The sequence below is a fragment of the Nocardiopsis valliformis DSM 45023 genome (assembly GCF_000340985.1).
Classification (GTDB): Bacteria; Actinomycetota; Actinomycetes; order Streptosporangiales; family Streptosporangiaceae; genus Nocardiopsis; species Nocardiopsis exhalans.
Map to the genome: position 1 here is coordinate 1 of NZ_ANAZ01000040.1, position 14,633 is coordinate 14,633.

The 14,633-nt window shown below is 71.6% G+C and carries 9 protein-coding genes, 3 pseudogenes and 1 riboswitch; of the genes and pseudogenes, 9 read left to right on the top strand and 3 right to left on the bottom strand.

Annotated elements, in window-relative coordinates:
- Together D457_RS0126870 and D457_RS0126875 are read right to left on the bottom strand one after the other, a co-directional pair.
- Nucleotides 1-454, bottom strand: a pseudogene (locus D457_RS0126870) (RNA-guided endonuclease TnpB family protein); the annotation flags it as partial.
- 331 nt (nucleotides 455-785) lie between these two features.
- Nucleotides 786-1,505, bottom strand: a pseudogene (locus tag D457_RS0126875) (NADPH-dependent F420 reductase); the annotation flags it as partial.
- Nucleotides 1,506-2,275: 770 nt separating this feature from the next.
- Nucleotides 2,276-2,377: riboswitch (TPP riboswitch) on the top strand.
- On the opposite strand from D457_RS0126875, the gene tenA reads away from it, so the two are divergent.
- On the top strand, nucleotides 2,367-3,020 hold the full coding sequence (tenA, locus tag D457_RS0126880) for a thiaminase II (RefSeq protein ID WP_017583777.1): 654 nt from the start codon (nucleotides 2,367-2,369) through the stop codon (nucleotides 3,018-3,020). (Overlaps the previous riboswitch by 11 nt.)
- A gap of 79 nt (nucleotides 3,021-3,099) precedes the next feature.
- Entirely contained in the window at nucleotides 3,100-4,368 is a 1,269-nt protein-coding gene (locus D457_RS0126885; RefSeq protein ID WP_017583778.1) for an NAD(P)/FAD-dependent oxidoreductase, read from the top strand.
- Between the two features lie 101 nt (nucleotides 4,369-4,469).
- Here the strand turns inward: D457_RS0126885 and D457_RS0126890 are convergent, their stop codons facing one another.
- The gene (locus D457_RS0126890; RefSeq protein ID WP_017583779.1) at nucleotides 4,470-5,339 is read right to left on the bottom strand and encodes a universal stress protein; all 870 of its coding nucleotides are present in this window, start codon (nucleotides 5,337-5,339) and stop codon (nucleotides 4,470-4,472) included.
- Nucleotides 5,340-5,560: 221 nt separating this feature from the next.
- Here D457_RS0126890 and D457_RS0126895 point away from each other — a divergent pair, with 221 nt between their 5' ends.
- The 7 genes and pseudogenes from D457_RS0126895 to D457_RS0126925 all read left to right on the top strand — a co-directional run bounded on the left by D457_RS0126895 (nucleotide 5,561) and on the right by D457_RS0126925 (nucleotide 14,632).
- Nucleotides 5,561-6,487 carry a universal stress protein gene (locus D457_RS0126895; protein ID WP_017583780.1) on the top strand — a complete coding sequence of 309 codons (927 nt, stop codon included), beginning with the start codon at nucleotides 5,561-5,563 and terminating at the stop codon, nucleotides 6,485-6,487.
- A 256-nt stretch (nucleotides 6,488-6,743) separates the two neighbouring features.
- Nucleotides 6,744-7,694, top strand: coding sequence for an alpha/beta hydrolase (locus D457_RS0126900; RefSeq protein ID WP_017583781.1), 951 nt, complete (start codon nucleotides 6,744-6,746; stop codon nucleotides 7,692-7,694).
- A gap of 29 nt (nucleotides 7,695-7,723) precedes the next feature.
- A pseudogene (locus D457_RS37850) lies at nucleotides 7,724-8,263 on the top strand (cytochrome d ubiquinol oxidase subunit II); the annotation flags it as partial.
- A gap of 115 nt (nucleotides 8,264-8,378) precedes the next feature.
- Nucleotides 8,379-8,591, top strand: coding sequence for a hypothetical protein (locus D457_RS37325; RefSeq protein WP_017583783.1), 213 nt, complete (start codon nucleotides 8,379-8,381; stop codon nucleotides 8,589-8,591).
- Nucleotides 8,592-8,879: 288 nt separating this feature from the next.
- Nucleotides 8,880-12,251, top strand: a complete 3,372-nt coding sequence (locus D457_RS0126915) for a pyruvate carboxylase (RefSeq protein WP_017583784.1) — start codon at nucleotides 8,880-8,882, stop codon at nucleotides 12,249-12,251.
- 217 nt (nucleotides 12,252-12,468) lie between these two features.
- Complete coding sequence (locus D457_RS0126920; protein WP_017583785.1) at nucleotides 12,469-13,269, top strand: SAM-dependent methyltransferase; 801 nt, start codon at nucleotides 12,469-12,471, stop codon at nucleotides 13,267-13,269.
- 85 nt (nucleotides 13,270-13,354) lie between these two features.
- Nucleotides 13,355-14,632 (top strand): hypothetical protein, encoded by a 1,278-nt coding sequence (locus tag D457_RS0126925; protein ID WP_026117071.1) that lies wholly within the window; start codon nucleotides 13,355-13,357, stop codon nucleotides 14,630-14,632.
- Nucleotide 14,633 lies beyond the last annotated feature (1 nt).

Below are 14,633 nucleotides of genomic sequence, written 5' to 3' on the forward strand. Positions count from 1 at the left end.
TGAGCTGGTCCGGGGAGCTGGTGAAGCCCAGGTTCTTCAACCGTCCCGACACCGTCCAGATCGAGACGGTGCGGGCGTCCATCCGCCAGGACACACACCGGTCGTCGAAGGGTTGGGCGGCGTCCGGACGGAAAGCAATCGGGGTGGCCTCCACCTGTTCGCGCTTGGGTGAACCCTTACTCCCCAGGTTCCCCGCCTCCAGGTTGGCCTGGCGGGTGGTGTAGGCGTCGGCGACCTTGGCGATCACCCGCACCGCGGGCTGCGCCGAGAGACCGAACTCGGCCTTCAGCTGGTGGTAGACCTTCTCCTGCAGGGCGTACTTGTGCCGGGCCCCGCTGTCCTGGGCCACCTGCGAAGCGTGGTTCGCCGCCCGGTTGCAGGTGTGCAGGGTCGCCTCAAGCACCCTCGCCTGTACCGGCGAGGGCAACAACTTGACGCGCACGACCACCTTCATGATCGAACACACTAACGACACCACCCCCGCCCGCGGGGCCAAACCACAAAACTCCCCTGAAACCCACTGCCTGCCGCCTGCGCTCATGGTTCAGCGGGCAAGGCGATTCCTCCCGGGCGTGAACGCCCGGGCCTCCTCGCCAACAAGCAGGTGAACCCCACAGGCGTGAGCGGGGACTTGGGGCGAGGGCCGTTTCAGGACCGAGCGGACAAACCACAGTCACTCAACCGAGCTTTCCCGCACGGCCGCCGCCGGTGTCCCTGCCGGAGTGCCCTGGGTACGTATGAAGGCCTCCGCCGGTTCTGCGGCGGAGGCCTTCCGTCATGCCTGGTCAGAAGGTGCGCTCGGCCACCTTCACCCGCCGGCTCCCCTCCAGGGCGGCGCACAGCTCCCCGGCCGAGACCGGAGCGGCCGGGGCCTGCATCATCTGCTCGGGCGGCACCTCGGGATCGGCGAGGTAGATCCGGGTGTAGGCATCGGACTCGGGTTCGAAGCGCCAGCTTTCGGCCGGAGTTCCGGCGTCGACGGTGCCGAAGCCGAGTCGGTCGATCAGCGCGGCCGCCCGGGCCTTGGCGCCGGGGTCCTCACCGGCGATGGGCAGGGCGCTGCGGTCGGCGGCCCCGGCCGGGCGGGCGAGCTGGGGGATGTGGTGGGCCATGATGTTGTTGAAGGCCTTGACCAGCAGGGCGCCGGGCAGGAGCCGCTGGGCGAGTTCGGTCGTGGTCATCTCCTCGGAGTCGAGTTCGGCGATGCGACCGTCGCGGAAGGGATAGTAGTTGCCGGTGTCCAGCACCGTCCGCCCGCGCAGCAGTCCTTCGGGTAGAGCGCTGTAGGCGGTCAGCGGGATGCTGAGCACGGTCGCCTCCCCCGCACGGGCGGCCTCCTCCACGGTGGCGGCGGTGGCGTGCTGCCCCAGCTCTTCGACCAGACCGGTCAGGCTCTGCGGACCCCGTGAGTTGGCGATCACCACGTCGATGTCCGCCGCGACCGCCAGCCGCGCGATCGCGGTTCCGATGTTCCCGCTTCCGATAATCCCCAGAGACGACATCGTCTGCTCCTCTTCCTCGTGGTGGCCGTCCGGCGTCCGTGCGCACGTTGGCGCACGGAGCGCCTGGCCACGTTAGAACCTGACACCCGTGTCAGGGGCAAATCAGCGGTGGGTGAGGCGTGTCCGAAAGGAAGCAGGTGACCATGGACTTCTGGAAACACACGGACCGGGCGGCCGCGGCACACTTACGACCTCTCTCAGGATCTGGCGGGCGAGCTCGCCTCCCTCACCGACCAACTGGCTTCGACCACCGGCCTGGGTGCGTCCACTCGCGACAAGTACCGGCACAGCGCCGCCGCCTTCCTCATCTTGGCTGGCCCAGGCCCGCGGGGACGGCGCCGTGGACGGGGTCCCCTCACTGACCCGGCCGCGCGGAAGTTACGCGAGGCCCTTTGGTCGTGCTGGTTACCGCGAGCAGAAGCGGCTCTTGCGAACGATTCATGTTCGGGACGGGCAGCGAAAAAGAGCTGACCGATTGTCGGACTCTCATCATGACCGCGCCGGAACAGATGATCCGCTGCTGGTCAAAGACCTTTCTCAGATCAAGTCCCATGACGCTGGACACCCGCGCCTGCGGGGATAGTCCCCTGGTGACCGGGGTGGTCCGGCAGGTGCTGCCCGTCTCCGCGTCTGCGGGGGTAGTCCGGCATCGACGCCCTCGACCGGCCCGGGGTGGTCCTCGTCCCTGCGCCTGCGGGGTAGTCCCTGGGGCCGGGGGGGGGAGGCCGGACTCGCCCCGAACTCCTTGCGCCGGAGCGGAGCCGGTAGGGTCCGGCGCAGGCACGGGGTGCCCCGGCGAACGGCCGGGGCTGAGATCACACCCGTCGAACCTGCTCTGGATCGTGCTAGCGAAGGGATCGCCTGATGACTGGTTTCTGTGCCCGGGTATGGGAGGAGACCGCGTCGACACGAGACGCCATTGATGTCCTGCCGTTCGTCCAAGGGATCGGGGACGGGAGTCTGAGCCGGGAACGGTTCGACTACTACATGATCCAGGACGCCCTCTACCTGCGCGGATACGCGCGCGCTCTGGCCTCGGCGGCGGCCAAGGCCGAGACCAGCGACGAGATCGCGTTCTTCGCCAAGGCGGCGCACGGCGCGATCATGGTGGAGAGTTCGCTGCACGAGGGCAGCGTGGGCAGTATCGGGGAGGACGTTCGGCCCTCACCGACCTGCACCGCCTACACCTCCTACGTGCTCTCGATCGCGCACACCCAGGGCTACCCCGAACTGGTGGCCGGGGTGCTGCCCTGCTTCTGGGTCTACACCGACGTCGGGGAGCGGCTCATGGCCAAGGCCGGGGACCTCGCCGAGCACCCCTACGGCGAGTGGATCGCCACCTACGGCGACGAGGAGTTCGCCAGGTCCACCGAACAGGTCAAGGCGATCGCCGACCGGCTCGCCGAGGGTGCGGGTGAGGCGACGGTGGCGCGGATGCGCGAGGCGTTCGTGCGGGCCACGAACTACGAGTGGATGTTCTGGGACGCCGCCTGGCGCCGGGAGGCCTGGCCGCGATGACCGGGGGCGGCGCCGGCCGACCCTCGGTGCCCGGGCGATTCGGCCCGGCGGGCGGGAACCGCTTGCGTAGGCTGGTGCGATGACCGAGCTACCGCGCAACTGTGACGTCGTGATCGTGGGGGCGGGGCCGGCCGGCCTGGTGGCGGCGGCCGACCTCGCGGGCGCGGGGCTGGACGTGGCTGTCCTGGAGGCTGAGGACAGAGTGGGCGGCCGGGTCGGCGGCACCGTGGCGGACGGCTATGTCCTGGACCGCGGATTCCAGGTCCTCAACACCGGCTATCCCGCCGTGCGCCGTCGTCTGGACCTGGAGGCGCTGGACCTTGCGGCCTTCCCCAAGGGGATGGCCGTGCGCACCGACCGGGGGCTGCTCAGGCTGGCCCCCTCCCCTTCGGGTGCCCTGTCCGCACTGTCGCTGTTCTCCGGTGACACCGTCCGGGCCTCGGACCTGTTCCGTCTCGTGGGTATGGTCGCGGAGAACGCGCTACTGCCCGCCGAGCGCCTCAAGCAGCGCCCCGAGACGGACATACTCACCGAACTCCGGCGCCGGGGCCTGGGAAAGCGCGCGGTGGACACCCTGGTGCGCCCCTTCCTGAGAGGTGTCTTCCTCGATGAGAACCTCTCGACGTCCAGCCGGGTCAACGACCTGGTCTGGCGCTCCTTCGTCCGGGGTGCCCTGACAGTCCCGGCCGCTGGGATGCAGGCCGTTCCGGAGCAGTTGGCACGCAACGCTTCGGGAGCGTCCATCCACCTGGGCACCCGGGTGCGCTCGGTGGCCCCCGGCCGGGTCGAGGCCGAGGGGTCCGCCGTGCGGGCGCGCGCCGTCCTCGTGGCGGTGGGCCCGTCCCAGGCCCGGCGGCTCCTCCCCGACCTGGACGCAACGGACACCAACGCGACCACCACCTACTTCCACACCCGGCCCGTCACCGCCCACGAGGACCCGCTGTTGCACGTCGACGGGCGCACCGGCAGCGGCGGGCTCCGGCTGTCCGGGGTGATGGTGATGACCGCCACCGCACCCTCCTACGCCCCTCCGGGAAGGTCGCTCATCGCCTCTTCCGTCGTAGGGTCCCAGCAGCCGGACGAGGCCGTGGTGCGCGCCGAGGCCGCCCGCGTCCTGGGGACGCACCACGGCCACTGGGAGCACGTACGCACCGTGCACATACCGGACGCCCTGCCCTCAGCGCCCGCGCCGCAGGGGTACCTCCGGCTCCCGGTGCGGTTGGGAGAGGGTGTCTACGTAGCCGGCGACCACCGCGACACCCCCTCCATCCAGGGCGCCATGGTCAGTGGTGAGCGGGCCGCCGCGGCGGTACTGGCCGACCTGGCGGGCCGTACGGCGCCGGGATGACCCGGGGGTCCGTTACCGGGCGGACGGCGGGCCCGGGCAGAGGCGGCTCCCGGACGTCGCTTCGGCCGCGCAGGTCGGACCGATACCGGATCCGGCGGTTCTCACGCCTTCCGTGGTGCGCGCACCACGGCCACCGGGCAGCGGCTGTGCGAGATCACGCTCCGGCTGACCGACCCCAGCAGCAGCCCCGCGAAACCGCCCCGGCCGCGCGTGCCCACCACCGTCAGGTCGCAGTCCTGCGACAGCGCGGACAGCACCTGCACCGGGTGTCCCGCCTCAACGACCTCTTCGACCCGTACCCGCGGCCAGCGCCCGCGCACATCGGAGACCACCTCCGACAGCGTCCGGCGTGCCCGCGCCAGCGGCTCCGGAACACCCGGACCCGCTTCCTCGCGGCCGTGTTCCCGCACCGGGGCGGTCGAGACCGCGCGCAGTACCGCCCCTCGGGCGTCGGCCGCCGTGAACGCCCATTCCGCGGCCGCTCGGGCGTCGGCGGAGCCGTCGACACCGACCATGACACGTCTGTGGGCGGGGCCCGGTTCACGGTCGGGTACCACGACGACCGGGCACGAGGCAGCGACCAGCAGCTCCATGGCCATGGAGCCCGGCAGCACCGTGTCAACGGCTTTCATCCGACCGGCCCCGACGACGAGCGTGTGGGCCCTGTGGGTCTCGAGCAGCAGAGTCGGTTCGGGGTCGGCGGTGAAGTACTCGGCCTCCACCTCCAGTTCGGGCACGCGCTCCACCGCCCGCTGCCGTGCCTGGTCGATGACGCGGCGCGCGTACTCATCGACGTCGAACCCGGGCAGGCCACGGGGCAGCGCGTGATGGAGCGGCCAGGTGAAGGCGTAGACGACACGGAGGGGCAGCCCTCGCCGCCGCGCGTCATCCGCGGCCCAGTCCAGAGCCCGCTCGCTCGAAGGTGAGCCGTCGAAAGCGGCGACGACGGCCGCACGTGTTCGCGGAACCATTCTTCCTCCCCCACTCGTGCACGCCCTGTCCCTGATCCTAGAAGCGGGCGGCGCTCCGGGGCAGAGACGGACGCCCGCGTTTCGCAGGGCCGTAGGTCATGGAAAGGACAGGCCGGAGGCCGCTCCCCGTACCCCTACTGGGAGCGCAGCGATTCTGGTGCAAGACTGCTGAGCGGACCACAGGGTCCACAGCGCTGACGGCTGACCGAGGAGAGTTGTCGATGGTGGAGCACGAGTTGGTCGAACCGAAGGTGACGGTGGGGATCGACGGGTCACCGACGGCCGCCGCCGCCCTGCTCTGGGCTGCGGCGGAGGCCGAGCGACGCGGCTGGCCGCTGCACGTGGTGTACGCGCTGGCGATGCCGCTGGTGATGTCCGTCTACGCGGGACCCACCCGGTTCCCGCCGCCGGAGGAGGTCACCGAGCAGGGCCGTCGGGTCCTGACGGAGGCGGCCGGGCACGTGCACGGTGCGCACCCGGAACTGCGGGTGGAGGAAGTCCTGGCGTTGGAGGACCCGGCCACGGCGCTGTTGCGTCGAAGCTCACCGGAAGACCTCCTGGTCGTGGGTTCGCGCGGTCTGGGCGCGGCGCGTTCGGCGCTGGATTCCTCGGTGAGCGTCAGGCTGGCGGCGCGGGCCGACTGCCCGGTGGCGGTGGTCCCCGGTACCGCGGGGACCAAGCCCTCTGATCCGCCGCGCCGGATCGTGGTCGGCGTGGACGGTTCCGACAATTCCCGGCGTGCGTTGGCCTTCGCCCTGAGGGAGGCCGCACGGGTGGAGGACGGCTCGGTCGTGGTCGTACACAGCTGGCAGGTGCCGTTGCCGTTCGACTCCGAGTCCCTGGCCCGGGGCGGCTGGTCGCCCCCGGACGACCTTTTGGACCAGCGCTCCCAGGAGATGGTCGCGGACATGCTGGCACAGGTGACCGACGGTGAGAGCCGGGACGTGGGGGTCTCCGTCCTGCGCAGTGGCAAGGACCCCGCCGAGGCCATCGTGGCGGCGGGGGCGTCCGCGGACCTGATCGTGGTCGGTTCCCGGGGGCGGGGCAGCGTGCGAGGCCTGCTCCTGGGTTCGGTGAGCCAGGGCGTGCTGCACACGGCGACCGTGCCGGTCGTAGTACTGCCGAAGCACCCCCGTCCACGACGCTGACGACCCCTCCCGGCCCCGGAGCCCGGTGCACGGTTCCGGGGCCGGGGAACGTCCCCGGCCGCGGAGGAGTTCTCCTGTGTGTGGGGGGGATCACGCGCCGAAAAGCGGGGGGCCGCTCTCCCACCTGGAAGTCCGCTCCCCGAAGAGCGCTCTTCCGGCAGCCGCCCGCTCCTGTCGGCTCAGGCCCGGCCGATTTCGTTCGGCGGGCCCGGACGGATCCGCCGTTTCATCCCTCCGCCACCATCCGAGGAACCCGATGTCCCCGCTGCACCCCGACCTGTCTCGCGCCCGGTTCCTGCCCACACCGACCTTCGGGCCGCGCACGGCACGGCTGGCCCAACGGCTCACCGACCGTATGCGACCGGGACCGGCGCCCGCTGACCTCTCGCTCGAGGAGCACACCGTCCCGGGCCCCGAGGGAGCGCCGCCGCTCGGTCTTCGGGTCTACCGTCCCCGTTCGCTGACGACGCCCTCCCCCGCGCTGCTGTGGACCCACGGCGGCGGGTACCTCTTCGGCAGTCCGGTGCAGGACGAGCGGGGGAGCATCGAGTTCGCACGGGAGCTGGGCATCACCGTGGTCTCCCTCCGGTACCGCAAAGCGCCCCGGCACACCGCCCCGGCTCCGGTCGAGGACGCCTATGCCGCCCTCTCCTGGACGGTGGACAGCGCCGACCGGCTGGGCGTCGACCCCGGCCGGATCGCGATCGGCGGGGCCAGTGCGGGCGGTGGCATCACCGCGGCCCTGGCCCTGATGTGCCATGACCTTGGCGGCCACGAGCCCGTCTTCCAGCTGCTCGTCTACCCGATGCTGGACGACCGCACCGCACTGCGCACCGACCTGGACCGGCTCCCGACCCGGCTGTGGTCGGTGAGCAGCAACCGGTACGCCTGGCGCGCCTATCTCGGCGAGGAACCCGGGGGCGAACACATCTCCCCCTACGCGGCCCCCGCCCGGCGCGAGAACCTGTCCGGCCTGCCCCCTGCCTGGATCGGGGTGGGCACACTCGACCTCTTCCACGACGAGGACCTGGCGTACGCCGAACGTCTGCGGGCGGCCGGGGTGCCCTGCCGGACGGCCGTGGTACCGGGGGCCTTCCACGGATTCGAGGCGGCGATGCCCCAGGTGGACCTGTCCCGCGAGTTCCACCGGGCACAGACCGAGGCGCTCCGTTCGGCCTTCGGGGAGAGCGCTCCCCCGGCGCTCTGACAGGAGCCGCGCTTCCGCTCCCGGCGGGCATGTCGCCAACTTTGGAGAGTGCTCGAAACAATACAATCTGCCGTGATCCCGTCCGCGCGGGGCATCCGCTCCGGGCGGGACCGCGCTGGCGCCGACGACCGGAGGAGCAGCGGGCGAACAGCCGCTACGTGCTTCTCGAAGGCGCCGTCATCGGTGTGGGCCTTTGCCTGCCCCTCCTGGGCCGGACCGCCGGGTACCGCCGCCGGCTCGTGTCCCGGGTCGGACCGGTGATGCTGCTCAGCGAGGTGTGGTTGGTAGCGGTGGGCGGCTTGATGTTCGGGGTCTACCCATACGTGGAGGGCGAGGTCCTCAGCGCCTTGTACCCCCTGGTCCTCGCCCTGCTCACCAGCTGGGTCGTCCGTGACGCCGGGGTGTGGTTCCGGGCCCGCGGAACCACCGACCGCTGGCGTGCGGGGTGCGACGCCATGGTCTTCACCGGCAGCGCAGGCCTGGCCGTCTCCTGGTCCCTGGTGGTCGGCGCCCTGCCCTCGGGCATGTCAGGCCCGGCCCTCACGGTGACCGGGGCGGCGCTGATCCCCGTGGTGGTGGCCGTGTTCGGCACCTACGGGGTCGGGGTGAGCGCCCACCTGTTGTGTGTCCCCGAGAGCCGCGCGCTCGTCCGGCGCCACGCCTGGGCCGGACAAGATGTACCCGATGGCCGTGTTCCTCGCAGTGGTGACGGTGGCAGCGCTCGCCCCGGCCACCTCATACCTGCTGTCCAACACCGCCTCGCACAACGTGCTGCTCTCCCTGACCTTCATCGCGCTGCCCTGCTACACCGCGGTCGTGGCGACCCAGTGGTGGGGGCTGCGGTGGATCGCCCGGAACACCGAGCGGGCCGAACGGGAGCGCCGGTCGTTCTTCTGAACTGTGTTCTCCGCTGTGCCCTCCACCGTGTTCTCCGAAATTGGACTGCCTGAACTGCGCGGATTCCTCACGAATATCCCGGAACCGAACGGAACCGCGCGGCCCCCTGCGGGCAACCCCAACCGCACATGCCCCCGGCCCCTCTCGTTAGGGTTCCCATGGCCCCACCTCCGGGCATCACTCCCTGTGAGCGACGCCCGGGCACACGGCCACCCGCAACACCGGGCAGTACCGGCAACGGCGCCGGTCACGCCACAAGCGCACGACCGAAGCCAGGAGGCATCCGGCATGTTCGAGAAGATACTGGTGGCCAACCGCGGTGAGATCGCCATCCGCGCGTTGCGCGCGGGGCACGAGCTGGGGGCGCGCACCGTCGCCGTCTTCCCCCACGAGGACCGCCACTCGCTGCACCGGCTCAAGGCAGACGAGGCCTACCAGATCGGCGAACCCGGGCACCCCGTCCGTGCCTACCTCTCGGTCGACGAGATCGTCCGCGCGGCGCGGGAGGCGGGCGCCGACGCCGTCTACCCCGGGTACGGCTTCCTTTCGGAGAACCCCGACCTGGCGCGGGCCTGCGCCGAGGCGGGCATCACCTTCGTGGGACCGCCCGCCGAGGTACTGGAACTGACCGGGAACAAGGCGACCGCCATCGCCGCCGCCAAGCGGGCGGGCATCCCGGTCCTGGACTCCACCGATCCCTCCACCGACGTGGACGGACTGGTCGAGGCCGCCGAGGAGATCGGTTTCCCGGTCTTCGTCAAGGCCGTGGCCGGCGGCGGCGGCCGGGGCATGCGCCGGGTGGACACCCGCGCCGCCCTGCGCGAGTCCATCGAGGCCGCCATGCGCGAGGCCGAGACCGCCTTCGGCGACCCCACGGTGTTCCTGGAGCGCGCCGTGGTGGACCCGCGCCACATCGAGGTGCAGATCCTCTCCGACGGCGAAGACGTCATCCACCTGTACGAGCGCGACTGCTCGGTGCAGCGCCGCCACCAGAAGGTCGTGGAGCTGGCCCCGGCGCCCAACCTCGACCCGCGGCTGCGCGAGCGCATGTGCCAGGACGCCGTGCGGCTGGCTCAGGAACTGGGGTACCGCAACGCGGGCACGGTCGAGTTCCTGGTGGGCCGGGACGGCCAGCACGTGTTCATCGAGCTCAACCCGCGCATCCAGGTGGAGCACACGGTGACCGAGGAGGTCACCGACGTCGACCTCGTGCAGTCACAGATCCGGATCGCCTCCGGTGAGAGCCTCGCCGACCTGGGCCTGTCCCAGGACGCGATCGTGCTGCACGGCGCCGCCCTCCAGTGCCGCATCACCACTGAGGACCCGGCCAACGGGTTCCGGCCCGACACCGGGACGATCAGCGCCTACCGCTCCCCCGGCGGCTCGGGCATCCGCCTGGACGGCGGGACCGCCGCGGCGGGTTCGGAGGTCAGCGCCTACTTCGACTCCCTGCTGGTCAAGCTCACCTGCCGGGGCCGCGACTTCGCCACGGCGGTGAGCCGCGCCCAGCGCGCGGTGGCCGAGTTCCGGATCCGCGGCATCTCCACCAACATCCCCTTCCTCCAGGCGGTTTTGGAGGACGAGGACTTCCGTCAGGGCCGGGTGACCACCTCGTTCATCGAGGAGCGTCCCCAGCTGCTGACCGCGCGCCCCTCCGCCGACCGGGGCACCCGCCTGCTCACCTACCTGGCCGACGTGACGGTGAACAAGCCGCACGGTGAGCGCCCGCACCTGATCGACCCGACCGCCAAGCTGCCCGCCGTCCCCGAGGGCGACCCGCCCGCCGGGTCCAAGCAGCGCCTGACCGAACTGGGCCCCGAGGGGTTCGCGCGCTGGCTGCGCGAGTCCGACACCCTGGGGGTCACCGACACCACCTTCCGCGACGCCCACCAGTCGCTGCTGGCCACCCGGGTGCGCACCCAGGACCTGCTGGCTGCCGCGCCCGCGGTGGCGCACACCCTGCCCGAACTCCTCTCCCTGGAGTGCTGGGGCGGCGCGACCTACGACGTGGCGCTGCGCTTCCTGGCCGAGGACCCGTGGGAGCGGCTCGCCGCGCTGCGTGAGGCCGTGCCCAACGTGGCCCTGCAGATGCTGCTGCGCGGCCGCAACACGGTCGGGTACACGCCCTACCCCACCGAGGTCACCAACGCGTTCGTGCGCGAGGCCGCCGCGACCGGTGTGGACATCTTCCGGATCTTCGACGCCCTCAACGACGTCGAGCAGATGCGCCCGGCGATCGACGCGGTGCGCGAGACCGGCACCGGACTCGCCGAGGTGGCGCTGTGCTACACCGCGGACCTGTCCGACCCGGCCGAGAAGCTCTACACGCTGGACTACTACCTGAAGCTGGCCGAGCGGATCGTGGAGTCCGGCGCGCACGTGCTGGCGATCAAGGACATGGCCGGGCTGCTGCGCGCCCCGGCCGCCGCCCGGCTGGTCAGCGCGCTGCGCAGTGAGTTCGACCTGCCGGTCCACGTGCACACGCACGACACCGCGGGCGGTCAGCTCGCCACCTACCTGGCAGCGGTCAACGCTGGCGCGGACGCGGTGGACGGCGCCGTGGCGTCCATGGCCGGTACCACCTCGCAGCCGTCGCTGTCGGCGATCGTGGCCGCCTTCGACCACTCGGCCACCCCCACCGGGCTGTCCCTGGATGCGGTGAACGAGCTGGAGCCGTACTGGGAGGCGGTGCGCCGGGTGTACGCGCCCTTCGAGGCGGGCCTGGCCTCACCGACCGGCCGGGTCTACCACCACGAGATCCCCGGCGGTCAGCTGTCCAACCTGCGCACGCAGGCGATCGCGCTGGGGCTGGGCGACCGCTTCGAGGACATCGAGGCGATGTACGCCGCGGCCGACCGCATGCTGGGCCGGCTGGTGAAGGTGACCCCCTCCTCCAAGGTGGTGGGCGACCTGGCCCTGCACCTGGTGGGCGCGGGGGTCTCCCCCGAGGAGTTCGAGAAGGACCCGGACCGGTTCGACGTACCGGACTCGGTGATCGGCTTCCTCCGCGGCGAGCTGGGGGTTCCTCCGGGCGAGTGGCCCGAGCCGTTCCGCACCAAGGCGCTGCGCGGGCGCGGTGAGCCCCGGGCCACCGCCGAGCTGAGCGAGAAGGACCGCGCCGGGCTCGCCGAGGAGCCGCGCGCCACCCTGAACCGGCTGCTGTTCGCGGGCCCCACGAAGGAGTTCGAGTCGCACCGCGCCGCCTACGGCGACACCAGCGTGCTGGACAGCAAGGACTTCTTCTACGGTCTGCGCGAGGGCGAGGAGCACGTCGTGGACCTGGAGCCGGGTGTGCGTCTGCTCATCGGCCTCCAGGCGGTAAGCGAGGCCGACGAGCGCGGAATGCGCACCGTCATGACCACCCTCAACGACCAGCTCCGGCCGCTGCACGTGCGGGACAGGTCGCTGACCTCGGACGTCCCCGAGGCGGAGAAGGCCGACCGCAACGACCCCGCCCAGGTCGCGGCGCCCTTCGCCGGCGTGGTCACCCCAGTCGTGGCCGTGGGTGACGAGATCAAGGCCGGTGACACGGTCGCCACGATCGAGGCGATGAAGATGGAGGCCTCCATCACCGCCCCGCAGGCCGGTGTGGTCTCCCGGGTGGCCGTCGACGGCGTCCAGCGCGTGGAGGGCGGCGACCTGATCGTGCACCTGGGCTGAGGTAGTCCGTAAAGCCCTCTGCCCCGGGCGGCCGCCGGTGACGGCACCGCCCGGGGCGCCTCCCGGCACCACAACCCGACCCCACCAGCCAGAACACGCAAAACCTTACGCAGCAGGCGTTTCCGAACGAATATCGGCATCGGCGAAGGGCTTTGCGAACGCAAGTCTCGTCGGCCAGACTGGTCCCGCCCAGCCCCCCAGCTCGGATCGGACCAACATGAGCACCCCCTCTTTCCCCGAAGGCGTCGACCTCTCCGCCCCGCACTCCGCCCGCGTCTGGAACTACTGGCTCGGCGGCAAGGACAACTACCCCGTCGACCGGGAACTCGGCGACCAGATCCTGCACATTCACCCCAAGATCGCCGTCGACGCCCGCGCGGGCCGCGCCTTCCTCGTGCGCACCATCACCCACCTGGCCCGTGAGGAGGGCGTCCGGCAGTTCCTGGACGTCGGGACGGGGCTGCCCACCCACCAGAACACCCACGAGATCGCCCAGGCCGCCGCACCCGACTCCCGGGTCGTCTACGTCGACAACGACCCTATGGTGCTCGCCCACGCCCGCGCGCTGCTGACCGGCACCGCGGAGGGCGCCACCGAGTTCGTGGACCACGACCTGCGCGACGCCGATCAGGTTCTGGCCCGGGCCAGTAAGCTCCTCGACCTCGACCGGCCGGTGGGGCTGTCCATCATCGGCACCCTCGGCCACATCCCCACCCTGAAGGAGGCCGTGGACATCGTCCGCGCCTACCTGGCAGGGCTGCCCTCCGGCAGCTTCCTGGTGGTGGCCGACGCGGTCCTGCCGAAGGAGGGCAGCGCCGCGGACGCCCTGGACGAGTGGAACAAGGAGGCCGCCTTGGCCTACCGGGGGCACACCCTGGCGGAGTTCGCGTCCTACTTCGAGGGCCTGGAACTGCTGGAACCCGGAATCGGCCCCAGCCCCCTGTGGCGTCCGGAGCCGGTCGACGTCGGCAACACCCCGGACACCGACATGTACGGCGCGGTCGCCCGCAAACTCTGACCGGCGACCCCGACACGACGCCACAGGTCTCGCTCTGTAACGACTCCCACCGCTTCTGTCACCACCCCCGGTTACCTTCGGCGTCATGACCGAAGACCCCATGCACGAAGGCCCCCTACACGAAAACCCTCTGCCCGAAAACGCTGAGCAGCGCCCTCCCTCGAAGCAACGGGCCGGGTGGGGGCGGGAGCGGGTCCGCGCTGAGCTGGCACTGGCCGTCTGGGAGGTCGAACTGGCCGCGCAGACCGGCCTGCTCCCCCGTCTTCCCGACCGCCGTTTCGAGGTCGGCCCGGTGGAGGCGGCCCTGGCCGATCCCCGGGCCTTCCGCCTCCGCCTGGCGGCCGAGCACCGCCTCAACGCCACCGAGGCCGCCCGGCGGCTCTCCGTCTCCCGGGACCGCTTCACCCGCGTGGCCGCCGAAACCGGACTCCAGCCCGTGTCGCAGACCCAGGTACGCAAGTACGGCCGAATCCTCGACGTGCGCTACTACCGGGCCGCCGACGTCGACGCCCTCATCCCGCATGTGCGGGCCGACATCGTTCTCCGGGAGGCAGTCACAGCGGTCGGGCGCTCCGAGGCCGCGCGCAAGGCAGCCCGCACCAGGGCCCGCAACCGCGAACGCGCCGCGCGGGCCCGCCTGGACATGTACGCCCTCGAACCCGCTCCCGGTTCCCCCGCCACCCAGGTAGTGGCCCACGCCGCGGGCCTGACGGAGGGCCTGGACCGTCTCCCCGCCTTTCTGCACCCGTTCGTCCACGTCCCCGAGGCCGAGCACGTCACCGCTCTGGTCCACGACTGCCGGTTCACCACCGCCGAACACGCCGCCGTTCTCGACGGGGTCACCGAACGCGCCCGAGCCGCCCTCGACACCCTGGTGGACCCTGACGAGGTCTGGCGCAGGCTGGGTGTGTACCCGGGCTCCACCTGCGACCAGCCCGAGGAGCTGGCCGGTCACCTGCCCGCAAGCACGGTGGCGGCCTGGGCGGAGAACCCGCCCGAGTGGCTGTTGAGCGAACGTGCCGCTCTGGTCGCCGCGGAAGCGGAACAGGCCGCGCACCGGAGCCGCGAGGAGGAGGAACGCCGCGTCCTGCACCAGGCCGAGCACGCGCTGGCGTGTACCGACACCACCGTCGCGGAACTCTTCGGCCTGCCCGTCGACACCGTGACCCAGCTGCGGCGGCTTCGGGGAAAGGCCTGGAACTGGACCCACGTCAGTCAGCTGCGCGACCGTCCCCCGGCGTGGGTTCGCAGCCCGGAGGCCGCCCGAGCGGAGGTCGAGCGCAGGCGCGCCCGCAAGACCAAGGCCAAGGAGCGCAGGAAGCGCCGCGGGAAGCCCGGTCAGTGTCCACCTGGGATGCCCTAGG

Excerpts from the sequence above, each read along its gene's own strand:
- D457_RS0126920 (WP_017583785.1), top strand. The coding sequence starts at position 12,469 with ATGAGCACCCCCTCTTTCCCCGAAGGCGTCGACCTCTCCGCCCCGCAC.
- D457_RS0126900 (WP_017583781.1), top strand. The coding sequence starts at position 6,744 with ATGTCCCCGCTGCACCCCGACCTGTCTCGCGCCCGGTTCCTGCCCACA.
- D457_RS0126925 (WP_026117071.1), top strand. The coding sequence starts at position 13,355 with ATGACCGAAGACCCCATGCACGAAGGCCCCCTACACGAAAACCCTCTG.
- D457_RS0126895 (WP_017583780.1), top strand. The coding sequence starts at position 5,561 with ATGGTGGAGCACGAGTTGGTCGAACCGAAGGTGACGGTGGGGATCGAC.
- tenA (WP_017583777.1), top strand. The coding sequence starts at position 2,367 with ATGACTGGTTTCTGTGCCCGGGTATGGGAGGAGACCGCGTCGACACGA.
- D457_RS0126890 (WP_017583779.1), bottom strand. The coding sequence starts at position 5,339 with ATGGTTCCGCGAACACGTGCGGCCGTCGTCGCCGCTTTCGACGGCTCA.
- D457_RS37325 (WP_017583783.1), top strand. The coding sequence starts at position 8,379 with ATGGCCGTGTTCCTCGCAGTGGTGACGGTGGCAGCGCTCGCCCCGGCC.
- D457_RS0126915 (WP_017583784.1), top strand. The coding sequence starts at position 8,880 with ATGTTCGAGAAGATACTGGTGGCCAACCGCGGTGAGATCGCCATCCGC.
- D457_RS0126885 (WP_017583778.1), top strand. The coding sequence starts at position 3,100 with ATGACCGAGCTACCGCGCAACTGTGACGTCGTGATCGTGGGGGCGGGG.